The 12232-nt window shown below is 66.1% G+C and carries 18 protein-coding genes and 1 tRNA gene; 11 read left to right on the top strand and 8 right to left on the bottom strand.

The window, feature by feature from the left end:
- Window positions 1-258 precede the first annotated feature (258 nt).
- The 3 genes from ACE10W_RS03555 to ACE10W_RS03545 all read left to right on the top strand — a co-directional run bounded on the left by ACE10W_RS03555 (window position 259) and on the right by ACE10W_RS03545 (window position 2618).
- A complete protein-coding gene (locus ACE10W_RS03555) occupies window positions 259-1230 on the top strand; it encodes a S1C family serine protease (protein ID WP_028173565.1) in 972 nt (323 codons plus the stop codon).
- Between the two features lie 28 nt (window positions 1231-1258).
- On the top strand, window positions 1259-2326 hold the full coding sequence (locus ACE10W_RS03550; RefSeq protein ID WP_304550804.1) for a dienelactone hydrolase family protein: 1068 nt from the start codon (window positions 1259-1261) through the stop codon (window positions 2324-2326).
- 85 nt (window positions 2327-2411) lie between these two features.
- The gene (locus ACE10W_RS03545; protein ID WP_027544339.1) at window positions 2412-2618 is read left to right on the top strand and encodes a hypothetical protein; all 207 of its coding nucleotides are present in this window, start codon (window positions 2412-2414) and stop codon (window positions 2616-2618) included.
- 81 nt (window positions 2619-2699) lie between these two features.
- On the opposite strand, the gene ACE10W_RS03540 is transcribed toward ACE10W_RS03545, so the two are convergent.
- From ACE10W_RS03540 to ACE10W_RS03520, 5 genes are all read right to left on the bottom strand, one after another.
- Complete coding sequence (locus tag ACE10W_RS03540) at window positions 2700-3359, bottom strand: DsbA family protein (protein WP_304550803.1); 660 nt, start codon at window positions 3357-3359, stop codon at window positions 2700-2702.
- Window positions 3360-3446: 87 nt separating this feature from the next.
- On the bottom strand, window positions 3447-4169 hold the full coding sequence (locus ACE10W_RS03535; RefSeq protein ID WP_011084166.1) for an LrgB family protein: 723 nt from the start codon (window positions 4167-4169) through the stop codon (window positions 3447-3449).
- Window positions 4166-4549, bottom strand: coding sequence for a CidA/LrgA family protein (locus ACE10W_RS03530; protein WP_011084165.1), 384 nt, complete (start codon window positions 4547-4549; stop codon window positions 4166-4168). Before ACE10W_RS03530 ends, ACE10W_RS03535 begins: the two co-directional genes overlap by 4 nt.
- A 44-nt stretch (window positions 4550-4593) precedes the next feature.
- Window positions 4594-5070, bottom strand: coding sequence for a PaaI family thioesterase (locus ACE10W_RS03525; RefSeq protein WP_161536659.1), 477 nt, complete (start codon window positions 5068-5070; stop codon window positions 4594-4596).
- 3 nt (window positions 5071-5073) lie between these two features.
- Window positions 5074-5502 (bottom strand): thioesterase family protein, encoded by a 429-nt coding sequence (locus ACE10W_RS03520; protein ID WP_028173570.1) that lies wholly within the window; start codon window positions 5500-5502, stop codon window positions 5074-5076.
- A 111-nt stretch (window positions 5503-5613) separates the two neighbouring features.
- Here ACE10W_RS03520 and ACE10W_RS03515 point away from each other — a divergent pair, with 111 nt between their 5' ends.
- Complete coding sequence (locus tag ACE10W_RS03515; protein WP_011084162.1) at window positions 5614-6162, top strand: TetR/AcrR family transcriptional regulator; 549 nt, start codon at window positions 5614-5616, stop codon at window positions 6160-6162.
- 146 nt (window positions 6163-6308) lie between these two features.
- Here ACE10W_RS03515 and ACE10W_RS03510 read toward each other — a convergent pair whose 3' ends face one another.
- Window positions 6309-6806, bottom strand: a complete 498-nt coding sequence (locus ACE10W_RS03510; protein WP_028173572.1) for a hypothetical protein — start codon at window positions 6804-6806, stop codon at window positions 6309-6311.
- A 201-nt stretch (window positions 6807-7007) separates the two neighbouring features.
- Here ACE10W_RS03510 and ACE10W_RS03505 point away from each other — a divergent pair, with 201 nt between their 5' ends.
- A complete protein-coding gene (locus tag ACE10W_RS03505; protein WP_028173573.1) occupies window positions 7008-7295 on the top strand; it encodes a PsiF family protein in 288 nt (95 codons plus the stop codon).
- Between the two features lie 93 nt (window positions 7296-7388).
- A complete protein-coding gene (locus tag ACE10W_RS03500; protein ID WP_304550802.1) occupies window positions 7389-8474 on the top strand; it encodes an AbrB family transcriptional regulator in 1086 nt (361 codons plus the stop codon).
- Between the two features lie 118 nt (window positions 8475-8592).
- Here ACE10W_RS03500 and ACE10W_RS03495 read toward each other — a convergent pair whose 3' ends face one another.
- Window positions 8593-9135 (bottom strand): disulfide bond formation protein B, encoded by a 543-nt coding sequence (locus tag ACE10W_RS03495; RefSeq protein WP_011084158.1) that lies wholly within the window; start codon window positions 9133-9135, stop codon window positions 8593-8595.
- A 156-nt stretch (window positions 9136-9291) separates the two neighbouring features.
- On the opposite strand from ACE10W_RS03495, the gene ACE10W_RS03490 reads away from it, so the two are divergent.
- The 3 genes from ACE10W_RS03490 to ACE10W_RS03480 all read left to right on the top strand — a co-directional run bounded on the left by ACE10W_RS03490 (window position 9292) and on the right by ACE10W_RS03480 (window position 10243).
- Window positions 9292-9376, top strand: a tRNA-Leu gene (locus tag ACE10W_RS03490).
- A gap of 172 nt (window positions 9377-9548) precedes the next feature.
- Window positions 9549-9851 carry a hypothetical protein gene (locus ACE10W_RS03485; protein ID WP_028173575.1) on the top strand — a complete coding sequence of 101 codons (303 nt, stop codon included), beginning with the start codon at window positions 9549-9551 and terminating at the stop codon, window positions 9849-9851.
- Window positions 9852-10009: 158 nt separating this feature from the next.
- A complete protein-coding gene (locus tag ACE10W_RS03480) occupies window positions 10010-10243 on the top strand; it encodes a hypothetical protein (RefSeq protein WP_028173576.1) in 234 nt (77 codons plus the stop codon).
- 105 nt (window positions 10244-10348) lie between these two features.
- Here the strand turns inward: ACE10W_RS03480 and ACE10W_RS03475 are convergent, their stop codons facing one another.
- The gene (locus ACE10W_RS03475; protein ID WP_304553953.1) at window positions 10349-10843 is read right to left on the bottom strand and encodes a helix-turn-helix transcriptional regulator; all 495 of its coding nucleotides are present in this window, start codon (window positions 10841-10843) and stop codon (window positions 10349-10351) included.
- A gap of 760 nt (window positions 10844-11603) precedes the next feature.
- On the opposite strand from ACE10W_RS03475, the gene ACE10W_RS03470 reads away from it, so the two are divergent.
- The gene (locus ACE10W_RS03470; protein WP_304550801.1) at window positions 11604-11846 is read left to right on the top strand and encodes a hypothetical protein; all 243 of its coding nucleotides are present in this window, start codon (window positions 11604-11606) and stop codon (window positions 11844-11846) included.
- Window positions 11847-11872: 26 nt separating this feature from the next.
- Window positions 11873-12124, top strand: a complete 252-nt coding sequence (locus ACE10W_RS03465; protein WP_370205494.1) for a GCG_CRPN prefix-to-repeats domain-containing protein — start codon at window positions 11873-11875, stop codon at window positions 12122-12124.
- The last annotated feature ends 108 nt before the right edge of the window (window positions 12125-12232 follow it).

Genomic DNA, 12232 nt, shown 5'->3' with positions numbered 1-12232 from the left:
CAATGGTTAGCAGCTTCATTACACGGCGCCTAGCACCTCGCCGGACAGCAGCCATGCGGCGGATGCCGGATCGAAGGACCGCCGGGCCGCCGACCGCGCGCGAAACGGTCCCGCGCCTTTCGAAGATTTCACACGGCGTTCTGCGGAATAGTTGGGAAACGAGGCTTTCAAGACGGCCTTCTCCGGCCTAAATTATCCATGCTTCGCGCGTCGTTCCGCTAGCCACGGCGGAGCGATGCACTCAGCCAGGAGAACTCCATGCCCGCCCTGACCGAATGGAGAGTGCCGCCGGCCAATCAGCCGCGTGCGAGCGATTACGGTTTCGATCTCGACCGCGCGCTCGCGTCCGTCGTCGGCCTGCACGCCATCATCCCGCCGGACGCGTTCAGCGCCGAGACGCTGGGCACCGAGCGCGCCGGCAACGGCGTCGTCATCGACGACGGGCTGGTGCTGACCATCGGCTATCTCATCACCGAGGCGGAATCGGTGTGGCTGCACCTCGCCGACGGGCGCGTCGTCGAGGGACATGCCCTCGGTTTCGATTCGGTCACCGGCTTCGGCCTCGTGCAGGCGCTGGGTGAGCTCGACGTCGAACCCTTGCCGCTCGGCAGCTCGGCGGAGACCCGGGTCGGCGACCGCGTCGTGGTCGGCGGCGCCGGCGGCCGCACGCGATCGGTTGCGAGCCAGATCGTGGCCAAGCAGGAATTCGCCGGTTACTGGGAATATCTGCTGGACGAGGCCGTCTTCACACATCCCGCGCACCCGAACTGGGGCGGCACCGGCTTGCTCAACGAGCGCGGCGAGTTGATCGGCATCGGCTCGCTCCAGCTCGAGCGCGAACGCGACGGCAAGGCCGAGCACGTCAACATGATCGTGCCGATCGACCTGTTGAAGCCGATCCTGGAGGATCTGCGCAAGTTCGGCCGCGTCAACAAGCCGTCGCGGCCCTGGCTCGGGCTCTATTCAACCGAGATCGACAACCGCGTGGTGGTGATCGGGATCTCCGCCAACGGGCCGGCCGCCCGCGCCGAGCTCAAGACCGGCGACGTCATCCTCGCCGTCGACGGCGAGAAGATCATCAGCCAGACCGCCTTCTACAAGAAGATGTGGGCGCTCGGCGCCGCCGGCGTCGACGTCCCGCTCACCGTGCATCATGAAGGCGTCACCTTCGACGTCACGGTGACTTCGACCGACCGCTTCAAGCTGTTGAAGGCGCCGAAGCTGCACTGACCGGCCGAACTGAAGCAAGGAAGCGGCGATGACCGAGGCCGTCGTTGACGACATCGTGGCCGTGCTGCCGCCGCTGCTGAACGCGCTGGAGGCGCTCGGCTTCTTCACCCGTCACCTGCATCCGCCGGCCTTCGCGTCCGTGATGAACGCGATCGGCGCGCCGGACGACGCACTGCAAGCCGCACATTCGGCGATCGGCACCTGGCCTGAACAATTCGCCGGCTTGCGCGACCGGCTCGATGGTGCCTGCAACGAGACGCTCGCCGCCTTTGCCGGCATTCGCGAGGTCGAGCGCGGCAACGGCGATCTCGTCGCCGTCTTCCGCGCACTGCGCCACGTGCCGCGCGCGCTGGAGGCGCTTTATCCGCTTGCCGTGCAATTTCCGCCGGTCAGCAGCTTCTTCCTCAACGCCGCGAGGCGCGAGGACGAAATTCTGCTGGCACGGCTCGAGGCTGGCGCGGGCGAGCACGGCGGCATCTTCCACGATCACAACGAGCCCGGCAGCCGCGGCGGCTTCTCGGTCTATGTCCCCGAATATTATTCGCCGGAGCGCGCGATGCCGCTGGTGATGGCGCTGCATGGCGGCAGCGGCAATGGCCGTGGATTCCTGTGGAGCTGGCTCCGCGATGCCCGCAGCGTGGGTGCGATCCTGGTGGCGCCGACTGCGACCGGTCAAACCTGGGCGCTGATGGGCGACGACACTGATACGCCCAACCTCATGCGCATCCTCGAGACTGTGCGCAGCCGCTGGTCCATCGACGGCTCGCGCATGCTGCTGACCGGCATGAGCGACGGAGGCACCTTCTGCTACGTCAGCGGGCTCGATGGCGCATCGCCCTTTACGCATCTCGCGCCGGTGTCGGCGACCTTCCACCCGCTGATGGCGGAGATGGCGGATGCTGCGCGCCTGCAGCGCCTGCCGATCTTCATCACCCACGGCAAGCTCGACTGGATGTTTCCTGTGCAGACCGCGCGACAGACGCAAGCGGCGCTCTCCGCCGCCGGCGCCGACGTCGTTTATCGCGAGATCGACGATCTCAGCCACACCTTTCCGCGCGAGATCAATGCGGAGCTGCTGGCGTGGCTGAACGGATAATGAACAACCTCTCCTTAGATGCGCCGCATGGCCGCGGAACCATCGCGCCGTGCCGACGTTATCGGCGCGACACCGGAGGTTCGCTATGAAGACTTTTTTCGGAATGATTTTGGGCGCGCTGCTTCTCGCGGGCGGCGTCTATGTCTATGACTCCATGCAGACCTCATCCGTCGCCAATGGCGAGGTCGCGACCACCAATCGCACCATCGTGAACTGGGATGTCGCAAAGGCCGACTGGGATGCTCTGCGCGATCGCGCGCACAAGGACTGGGTCCGCATCTCGTCGAAGTAACGTCGCGGCTATCATGAACAAGGCGCCGTCGCGGTCCGCGGCGGCGCCTTCGTATTGGGCGTGTCAGTTGCGGCGAGCGCCTTAGTTCATCTTGGCCTTGCGCGCGTCGGCGATGACCTGCTCGAATTCGGTTATGCTGAGCACGCCGGGCACGCGGTACTTGCCGACAATGAAGGCCGGGGTGCCGCGGAAGCCGAAGGCTTCGGCCTGCTCGTTGTTGCGCTTGAGGATGGCGTCGATGTCCTTGGCGTGGTCGGTGAGATCGCGCTTCAGCCGGTCCATGTCGACGCCGGCAGCCGCCAGAAGCTCATTGATGCGCGGCTCGGTCAGTCGCGAGCTGACGCCCATCATGGCGTCATGGGACTGATGGTACTTGTCTTGGAATTTCGCCGCGAGCGCGATCCGCGCCGCCGTGACCGACACCGGCCCGAGGATCGGCCAGTCCTTCATCACCAGCCTCACCTTGCCGTCGTCCTGGACGACCTGGCGCAGTTCGGGCTCGAGCTTGCGGCAATAGGGGCAATTGTAGTCGGACCATTCGACGATGGTGATATTGCCCTCGGGATTGCCGGCGACGGGCGTGTCCGGATCGCGCAGCACCTTGGTTTCGGTCAGCACCTCGTCATCGGCGGCGGCTGCCAGCGCCGAGGTGATGCTGCCCGCCGCCAGGGCGCCCGCCCCGATCAGCGTCAGCGCGGCGCGCCGCGTCGGCACAAGGCCCTTATTCCTGAATCCAGCCATATCTCGTCCCATTTCGGTCCCATCCCCGTCGATACGGATCGAGACCGGGAATTGTTACAGGTCATATAGAGTGTTGCGGCGGCGATGTCATCGCACCAGCAGCGTGACCGCCAGCGGGACCAGGAACGAGGTCACCAAAGCGTTCAGGCTCATGGCGATGCCGGAAAAGACGCCAGCGATCTCGTCGACCTGGAACGCGCGCGCGGTGCCGATGCCGTGCGCGGCAAGGCCGGCGGCAAATCCGCGCGCCCGGAAATCGGTGACGCCGGTGCGGTTCATCAGCGGCGTCACGATGATCGCGCCCATGATGCCGGTGAGGATGACCGCAACCGCCGCCAGCGAAGGATCGGCGTGCAGGGATTCGGCGATGCCCATGGCAACGCCGGCCGTGACCGATTTCGGCGCCAGCGACAGCACGACGTCGCGCGGCAGCCCGGCGAGCTCGGCCAGCAGCACCACCGACACCACCGCCGTGACCGAGCCGGCAACGAGCGCTACCAGCATCGGCACGATGGATGAGACCACGCGCTTGCGGTTCTCGTAGAGCGGCACGGCGAGCGCGACGGTGGCGGGCCCCAGCAGGAAATGCACGAACTGCGCACCGGCGAAATAGGTAGTGTAGGAGGTGCCCGTTACGAGCAGGAACACACCGATGATCCACATCGCATGCAGCACGGGATTGGCGAGCGGATGGCGCCGGCTCGCCAGCGACACCGCATCCGTGCTCGCATAGACCAGCAGGGTCACGGTCAGCCACAGCAGCGGGGACTGCGAGAGATAGACCCAGAGCGAGAACGGGTTGTCCTTCATCGGGCGTCCTGTTGCCTCAGGAGGCGGCTGACGAGGCGGAAGGCGAGCACCGTCGCAAGCAGTGTGACAACCACAGAGAGCGCGAGCACGAGGATGATGGCGACGCCGTGCGATGCGAGCAGATCGAGCTCCTGGACGACGCCGACGCCGGCCGGCACGAACAGCAGCGACAGATGAGCCAGCAATCCCTTGCTGGCGGTCTCCACGCCGCCGTTGCGCAACGGCCCGCGGGCCAGCAGCGCAAGGCGGTCGCGCGCGAGCAGCAGGATCAGCAGCAGCAGCAGGCCGAGCACGGGTCCCGGCAGCGGCAGGCCGAGGCCGCGCACGACGGCTTCGCCGATCAACTGGCAGAGCAGGATGAGGCCGAGGCTTGCGAGCATGACGATCGCATCAAGGGATGCGTCGGCAGGCTTGTCAATCGCCGCTATGCGCGGGACGCACGCACCTCGGGCGAAGCCGCAACGCGGGGCAGCATCGCCATCAGGGTGCCGGTCATGGTGGCGATCAGCGTGGTCTTGCCCTCGTGCTCGGCAAAGGCCCTGGCCTCGCAGAAGGTCAGCGTGCGGCCGGGCTTGACCACCTCGGCCCTGAAGACGAAGCGCGTGCCGCGGGCAGGTGCGAGCAGCGTGGTCTTGAACTCGACGGTGAGGATATCGGCCTTGTGCGGCATCAGGGTGAAGGCGGCAACGCCGCAGGCATTGTCGAGCCCGGCCGTGATGATGCCGGCATGGATAAATCCGTTCTGCTGCGTGAATTCAGGCGAATGCAGCATCGCCAGCTCGACCTCGCCCGGCCCAAGGCGGACGATCGTGATGCCGAGCGTGCGCATCGCCGGCTGGCCGTCGAACATGGCGATGGCCGCGGCGCGATAGCCCGGGTTTTTCGGCTCGAACGCGGTCATGGCTCAAGCCTCGGCCGGTTCGGCAAGATGCCTCAAAGCAGCGTCGCGGATGGCATCGGTGAACGGCGCGGACCTTCGCAGCTCACGGTCCATATGCACGCCCGTAATCTCGCAGAACGCAGCGATCTCGCCGGTCTCGGCGTTCGTCATGTCGTGCCGGAAGCGGATCGACTTGTCGCGAACCTCGAGCAGGTGGCTGCGGATCTCGACGATGTCGCCGGCCAGCAGCTCACGCTTGTAGGTGATGTTCTGCTGCACGGCGGCCATGCCGCGACCGGAGCTGCGCAAGTAGCTCGGCGTCAGCCCAAGGCGGGCGAACAGATTCCAGTTGGCCTCGTCGAATTTGCCGACATACCACATGATGTTCATGTGGCCGACATGATCGCATTGCCACGGATAGACCGTGCCGCGATAGGTTGCCTCCTGCTCCATCGCAATTTCTCCCTGCGCTTTTCTGCCCCTTGATTGTTGATACGGTAGCGTATCAGGGCCTCGCCGCGTTAGCAATACGGTACCGTATCAAGAACCGGATGGGCTTTCTTCATGAGCGACGGCAAGGGCGATGTCTGGGTCGAGGCGGGATTTACCGAGCTCGCCCGCTCGGGGGTCGAGGGGGTGCGGGTCGAGGTGCTCGCCAAGAACCTCGGCGTCACCAAGGGCGGCTTCTACCGCCGCTTCGCCGACCGCGCCGCGTTGCTCGCGGCCATGCTGGAGCGCTGGCGCGAGGGGCGCACGGCGGCGATCGCGCAGCAGACGAGCCTCGACGGGCAGGCGCCCCGCGAACGGCTGAAGGCGGTGATCCAGCTCTACTCCGAGCGGCTCAACCCGGAAGGCATGGCGATCGAGCTGGCGATCCGGCAATGGGCCCGTTCGGACGAGAACGCCGCGGCGGCGGTGGCGAGCGTGGATGCGGCGCGGCTCAAGCACGTCGCCGAGCTCTATCGCGCGACCGGCCTCGAGGCCGAGGAGGCCGAGGCGCAGGCCTTCCTGTTCTACTGCTTCATCTTCGGCCAGAGCCTGCTGTTCGTCGAGCGCGGTCCGCGCAAGCGATCGCAGCTCGTGGCGAAATCAGCCGAGAAGCTGCTGATCTAAAGCGCGATGCGATCAGGACGAATCGCCATCGCGCTTTAGATCATTGTTTGAGCATGATCTTTCCGGAAAACCGCTGTGCAGTTTTCCGGATCATGCCTCAGCCGAAATGGCCGGAGCCTTGCTCCAGCCATCGCGTCAGTCGAAGCTCAGGCGGCGCCCTTCAGCTTCTTGTTGCATTCGCTGTAATAGCCGCCGCCCTTCTCGATCCACTTCATGCCGCCATTGCCGTTGGTGGTCTTGTTGGCGTTGTACTGGTCGACGCAGGTGTGCAGGCGGGCCTTGCCGGCAGTTTCCTTGGCGTATTTCGGATCGATCGCGTTCGGATAGATCGCGGGACCGGCAGGCAGGCTCGGCGCCGGAGCCGCAGCGGGGGCAGCCTCCTTCTTCGCCTGTTTCGGCTCTGCAGGAGCGGCGGGCGCAGCCGGAGCAGCCGCGGTCGGCGCGGCGGCGGGCGTCGCGTCCGCGCCGCACTGGGCCTTGCGGAAGTCATTCCACTTCATGGTGCCGAGCGAGCCGTCCTTCTTGGCCGCCTGATATTTCGCGCTGCACTCCTGTGAGGTCAGTGCCTGTGCCGGCGCGGCGGCCACCAATGCCGCGACGCCCGACGCCACGATCGCACACAACAATTTTGTCTGAATGGTCATCCCTAGGTCTCCTCCTTGGTCTTCCCCGACGGAAGTTAAACGAGGATTGCTATCCTAGCGTGCCGGTCGCTTGCGACAAGGATGCGATGGCTTTCGCCGCCAAAATATAGTGATCCCGTCACTCGGCTCATTCATGTCGCGTTCAGCAACGCGAGCCGACGTTCCAGCCCTTCGCCATTTTCCCAAGAAGAGTGCAACACCATGACCCTCGCCTCTCGCCTCGCCGCCGTCGCCCTCGCCTCCCTGCTCGCCACCGGCACCGCCTTTGCGCAGACCGCCGCGCCGGCCGCCAAGACCGACACCAAGACCACAACCGCCGCGCCCACGGACAAGAAGGCACCAAAGGAGCACTCGGCCGAGTCGCTCGAATGCTCCAAGCAGGCGGATGCCAAGGGGCTGCATGGCAAGGAGCGCAAGAAATTCCGCTCCGAATGCATCAAGACCGCCAAGGCCGGCTCGGCCGCGCCGGCTGCCGCGGACAAAAAGTAAATCAGTCACCCCCCGGCTTCGGCGAGACGCGTGCGCATTGCGGCATGACCTAGCCGCAATTGTGCGCCTCTCGCCGATTTGCGATAAGGTGGCGTGAAGCAAATCACCGCCTCCCTGCCGTTCGAATGGCCGAGCCGTGCCAAGTTATTGAGCACGGTGGAGACACTCGTCATCGGCACGGCCGGCGGCCTCGTGTTTCTCGTCGCCAATCTCCCCGGCGGGCTGATCTCGGGCTCGATGATCGCGGTCGGTATCGCCGCGATCGCCGGCCGCCAGCTGACCCTGCCGCCGATCCTGACCCAGACCGTGCTGGTGCTGCTCGGCATCTCGCTGGGCTCGGTCGTCTCGCGCCACCTGATCCAGCAGGTCAGCGCCTATCCCCTCACCATCGGCCTGCTTGCACTTGCAACCTTCTGCTCCACCTTCGGTTCGAGCTATTACCTCCAGCGCGTCCATGGCTGGGATCGCACCTCGGCCTTCCTCGCCGGCAGCCCCGGCGCGCTGTCGCAGATCACGATTTTGGCGGTCGAGCGCGGCGCCGACCTGCCGGGCATCGCGGTGGTGCAGACCATGCGCGTCATCATCCTCACCGCGGCGCTGCCGATGGTGCTGGCGCTCGCGGGCGTGGCGCCTTCCGCTGCGCCGTCCCTGACGACGGCCATAGCCTCGCCGCTCGATCTCGTGGAGCTGGTCGCGGCCTCGCTGGCCGCGGCGCTCGTCCTGCGGCTGATCAGGTTTCCGGCGAGCTGGATGTTCGGCGCGATGATCGCCTCCAGCGTGCTGCATGGCGCCGGCTGGGTCGAGGGCGGCCTGCCGAACTGGGTGCGCGGCGTGGCGCTGATCGGCATCGGCGCCCTGATCGGCAGCCGTTTCGCGCGGATGCGAATCAAGACCCTCGCCGGCCACATCAACGCAGCGCTGGGATCATTTGCCGTGGCAATCGCCGTCTCCGCGATCTTCGTCGGCATCGTCGCCCTCACCACGCAGGTGAAGTTCTCGGACGTCGTCGTCGCCTTCGCGCCGGGCGCGATGGACGCCATGCTGGCCCTGGCCCTGACGCTGCACATCGACCCGATCTTCGTCGGCGCCCATCACCTGTCGCGCTTCGTGTTCGTGACGATCGCGACGCCCGGCATCGTGCACCTGTTCGGGCGCACGCAGGACGACGTGGACGATTGAGCGGACGCAGCTCGCGTAGGGTGGGCAAAGCGCAGCGTGCCCACCAACAACTAGCGTCAATGTTGATGAATGGTGGGCACGGCGCGTAAGGAGCGCGCCTTTGCCCACCCTACGGCAGCTACGTACGCTTCGCCGTCGCTGCAAATCCCCAGGCGGCGATGGCGGCCATCAGCAGCGAGATCAGCACGTTGTAGCCGGCGAGCGAAAGGCCGAGGAAGCGCCACTGCACCTCGTCGCAGCGCACCACCTTCACGGTGTCGAGCCGCGAGAGCAGATCATTGGCGCTGCCGAGATTGACGACCGGGCCGGAGCAGTCGGTCGGCCCCTTCCAAAACCCCCATTCGACGCCGGAATGGTAGGTGCCGAGCCCGGCATTGGCGAGCGTCGCCAGCGCGAGGATCGCAAGCCCCGCGAGCAGCAGTGGTCGCGGCGCGCCGCTCCTCGCCGCAAGCGCGGTCAGCGCGCCGAGCGGGATCGCGAGATAATAGGCGTAGCGCTGCTCCAGGCAGAGCGGACAAGGCACAATCCCCAGCACGAGCTGGAAGAACCAGGCGCCCGCGATCGTGGCTGCCGCAATCAGCGTGACGAGCAGCGAGGCGATCAGGGCGGGGCTCGTGGCCGCCGGCTTGAATGCAGGTATTGCGGCACTCTGGGTCGTCACGGCAGCCTCTTCCGGTCGGTCGCTTTCCTTAGCCTCTAACCCCGGCCCAAGCGGCTGTCGAGAACAGCCGGGATCACTTTGGCGCGGGTTGACCCCGCTTTGTCCATGGCTATAGTCCGCCGGCTTCGCGACGCTCGCTTTGGGGGCCGACCGAGGGCCCCTGTGGCGGAACTGGTAGACGCGCTCGACTCAAAATCGAGTTCCGCAAGGAGTGCTGGTTCGATTCCGGCCAGGGGCACCACGCTTCGCCCTTCGGGCTTCGCGTGGCGCAGCCATGCGAGACCGAAGGGCGAAGCGTGTCCGGCGAAGCCTCTTGGCGAAGACGGACTGGCTCAACGTAGCTCAATCCCTTCCCATCCTCCCGTCCCCACTTTATAAACCGGTAGCTTCTTCCGTCATTCGAAGAGGCTCACATGAACGACCTGCACACGTGGCTTTCGCAGCAGCACCACGGTTTACGCACCTTCCGGATCTTTCAGCAGAAGCTCGAGATGCTCGGCCGGGACCATCCATCCCAGCGCGGCCTGTGCCGCCTGTTGAGCAGTCTCGTCGGCAGCTATGTCGAGGCCTTTGACGAGGCCCCGCTGCCGGTCGAAATTGCCGACGGCGCCTATCGCCGCCTGCTGGCGCTGGTCGCAAGCATCGACCTGAATGCCGACGCCGACCGGCGGCTCGCCGACATCAACCGGGTTGCGGAGAGTCGGCTCTGGCAGTGACGAGAAAGTGCCGCCTGCAACCAGCGTCGGCCCTCCCCAACGCGCTGTGCCTGCAGAAGGCCGCGCGCGTGCCGGAACGAACGATCGTCGAGGCGTTCGACTTCGCCAAGTCGATACCTATATCCTGCAGCAACGTGGTGTTGCAGCGAGCAGCTTTGATGGCCAGGAGACGCACGACGGAAGCCGACATCGACGACCTCCCCCGCTATTTCGTCTGGGTCCGGGGCCTCGAAGGCCCCGAGCCGCAGAAATGGACGGCGATGGATTTCGGCATCGGCGACTGGAAGCGGCCACTCGTGCTGGCCTTTCTGGAGCTGCCGGAAGGCGAGCGGCACCTGCCGCTGTCGGCACTGGCGCGGCGCTATCCGCCGCCGCGGGTGGAGACATTGTAGGCTTGTAGGGTGGGTTGGGCGAAGCCGTAACCCGCCACTTCCCTATCCGCCGAAGCAGAAGAGGTGGGTTACGCTGACGCTACCCCACCCTACGAAGAGCGATCCTCACTTCCCACTCGCCGTCGTCGGCGTCAGCCCGAACCGCCTGCGGAAGCAGCGGTTGAAATAAGAGAGGTCGTTGAAGCCGCAGGCAAACGCGATGTCGCTGATGCGGCCCTCGCGGTGGGCGAGGAGGTCGGCGGCCTTGCGCAGGCGCAGTTGTTGAGGCGCGTGGTGAAGCTCGCGCCGGCTTCGAACAGCAGCTCGTTGACGTAGCGTTCGGAGAGACCGGCGGCGGCGGCGAGCTTTTGCGCGGAAAAATCCGGTTCGTGGAAGCGCATTTCCAGGATCGACAGCACGGCCTTGAGCCGCACGGCGCGCAGGCCCCGGCGGCGGGCGGCGGCTGCGGTATCGCTGCGGGCGCCGAGACCGATCGCGGCGAGATCGAGCAAATGGGCGGCGATCGCCATGCCGGCCTCGTCGGCGGCGGCGGGGTGGCGCAGGAGGAGATCGCTGTAGTCCATCGCCAGCGACAGCGCGCCGCCGGGCTCGAGCTCGCAGCCGACGAGATCGTCGACATCGGGCACCATCGCCCGCAGCGTATCGACCGGCAGATGGACATTGGTGAAGCGCTTGTGGCTGGCGCCGTCAGCAGCGAAAAACGGCTCGTCCAGCTTGAGCAGCACCATCGATCCCGGCCGCATGGTGAACTCGCGGCCGCGATGGACCACCTGCGAAGAAAGATCTCCGGTATTGCGCGCGAGGCAAAAACGGTCGTCGCCGGTCTCGATCACCTGGCGCTTCTCCCGCCGCACCGTGACGAAGCTGCCGTCGCAGCGCCCGAGCATGGTGGTGCCGATGTGGATCGAGTTCATCGTGGCGCGAAACGGCACGTCGGATGCCGGATCCAGCTCGCCGGTGTTTGAGAAATGCTCGAACAATTCGGCGAAGCGAATGAAGCGCTGCCGGTCGGACAGGCCCTGCGGGAGCATGTCGGTGGAGAGCGCTTTCCTGATGACGGACATCGAAAGGACTTCCAACAAAGACTTTTTCGAAAAAGCGTCGTGCGTGAAACCGGCCGAACCTCGCAGGCAAGAGATGAACCCGTGCTGAAGGCGGCCACCCGCAGGCTATCAGCACGCCAACGTGAATCAAGCTGCGCCGGTCAGTCCAAGCCGTGACGTCGCCGGCGCCGGACAGTCCAAGACGGTCCGCATCGGCGGGCTCTATTCAGGCGGCGGTTGCGGCATCCGCCACACAGGGGGCTGCATCCGGGCAACCGGGCGGGCCCAGCCTGACGCCCGCTGGAGGAGACAACGACATGCGAACCTCTCTACCCCGCAGCTTCGTGCTCGGCGGCGTCATCGCGACCAGCCTCTGCATCGGTTACGCGCTGGGCGCGCAGCCGCACATGGACGAGGCCATCGCGATCCTGCAATCGGCGCGCGCCGAGCTCGGCAAGGCCGAGCCGAACAAAGGCGGCCATCGCGAGAAGGCCATGGGGTTGATCGACCAGGCGATCGCCGAAGTGCGCGCCGGCATCGCATTCGCCGCCGGCCATTGAAGCAACGGCACTCGGGAGGACAAGACATGATGCGCACCCTGTTTGCCGCAGCCGTCGCGCTCGGCGCGATCACGGGCGTTGCCCAGGCGATGCCGCTCGCCACGCTCGGCGCGAGCACGAATGGCGACGTCATCGCGGTCGCCGGCGGCTGCGGCCCCGGCTGGCATCGCGGCCCCTACGGCGGCTGCCTGCGAAACTACGCCAACCCCGCCGCGCATGCCTGCCCGCGCGGCTACCATATCGGTCCCGGTGGCCGCTGCCGCGGCAATGGCAGGTAGAGGCTGAACACTCCGCCTCTCCCGTTCGTCGGGAGAGGTGTCTGCGGACATCGCCTCCCCTCGCCGTCCGGCACGCCGACCAGCAAAACCAAATGCTTTTCGCGACCG

The organism is Bradyrhizobium sp. B025 (assembly GCF_042257955.1).
GTDB classification, from domain to species: Bacteria; Pseudomonadota; Alphaproteobacteria; order Rhizobiales; family Xanthobacteraceae; genus Bradyrhizobium; species Bradyrhizobium diazoefficiens.
This window is presented reverse-complemented; position numbering and strand designations above follow the sequence as displayed.

Excerpts from the sequence above, each read along its gene's own strand:
- ACE10W_RS03555 (WP_028173565.1), top strand. The coding sequence starts at position 259 with ATGCCCGCCCTGACCGAATGGAGAGTGCCGCCGGCCAATCAGCCGCGT.
- ACE10W_RS03550 (WP_304550804.1), top strand. The coding sequence starts at position 1,259 with ATGACCGAGGCCGTCGTTGACGACATCGTGGCCGTGCTGCCGCCGCTG.
- ACE10W_RS03545 (WP_027544339.1), top strand. The coding sequence starts at position 2,412 with ATGAAGACTTTTTTCGGAATGATTTTGGGCGCGCTGCTTCTCGCGGGC.
- ACE10W_RS03540 (WP_304550803.1), bottom strand. The coding sequence starts at position 3,359 with ATGGCTGGATTCAGGAATAAGGGCCTTGTGCCGACGCGGCGCGCCGCG.
- ACE10W_RS03535 (WP_011084166.1), bottom strand. The coding sequence starts at position 4,169 with ATGAAGGACAACCCGTTCTCGCTCTGGGTCTATCTCTCGCAGTCCCCG.
- ACE10W_RS03530 (WP_011084165.1), bottom strand. The coding sequence starts at position 4,549 with ATGCTCGCAAGCCTCGGCCTCATCCTGCTCTGCCAGTTGATCGGCGAA.
- ACE10W_RS03525 (WP_161536659.1), bottom strand. The coding sequence starts at position 5,070 with ATGACCGCGTTCGAGCCGAAAAACCCGGGCTATCGCGCCGCGGCCATC.
- ACE10W_RS03520 (WP_028173570.1), bottom strand. The coding sequence starts at position 5,502 with ATGGAGCAGGAGGCAACCTATCGCGGCACGGTCTATCCGTGGCAATGC.
- ACE10W_RS03515 (WP_011084162.1), top strand. The coding sequence starts at position 5,614 with ATGAGCGACGGCAAGGGCGATGTCTGGGTCGAGGCGGGATTTACCGAG.
- ACE10W_RS03510 (WP_028173572.1), bottom strand. The coding sequence starts at position 6,806 with ATGACCATTCAGACAAAATTGTTGTGTGCGATCGTGGCGTCGGGCGTC.
- ACE10W_RS03505 (WP_028173573.1), top strand. The coding sequence starts at position 7,008 with ATGACCCTCGCCTCTCGCCTCGCCGCCGTCGCCCTCGCCTCCCTGCTC.
- ACE10W_RS03485 (WP_028173575.1), top strand. The coding sequence starts at position 9,549 with ATGAACGACCTGCACACGTGGCTTTCGCAGCAGCACCACGGTTTACGC.
- ACE10W_RS03480 (WP_028173576.1), top strand. The coding sequence starts at position 10,010 with ATGGCCAGGAGACGCACGACGGAAGCCGACATCGACGACCTCCCCCGC.
- ACE10W_RS03470 (WP_304550801.1), top strand. The coding sequence starts at position 11,604 with ATGCGAACCTCTCTACCCCGCAGCTTCGTGCTCGGCGGCGTCATCGCG.
- ACE10W_RS03465 (WP_370205494.1), top strand. The coding sequence starts at position 11,873 with ATGATGCGCACCCTGTTTGCCGCAGCCGTCGCGCTCGGCGCGATCACG.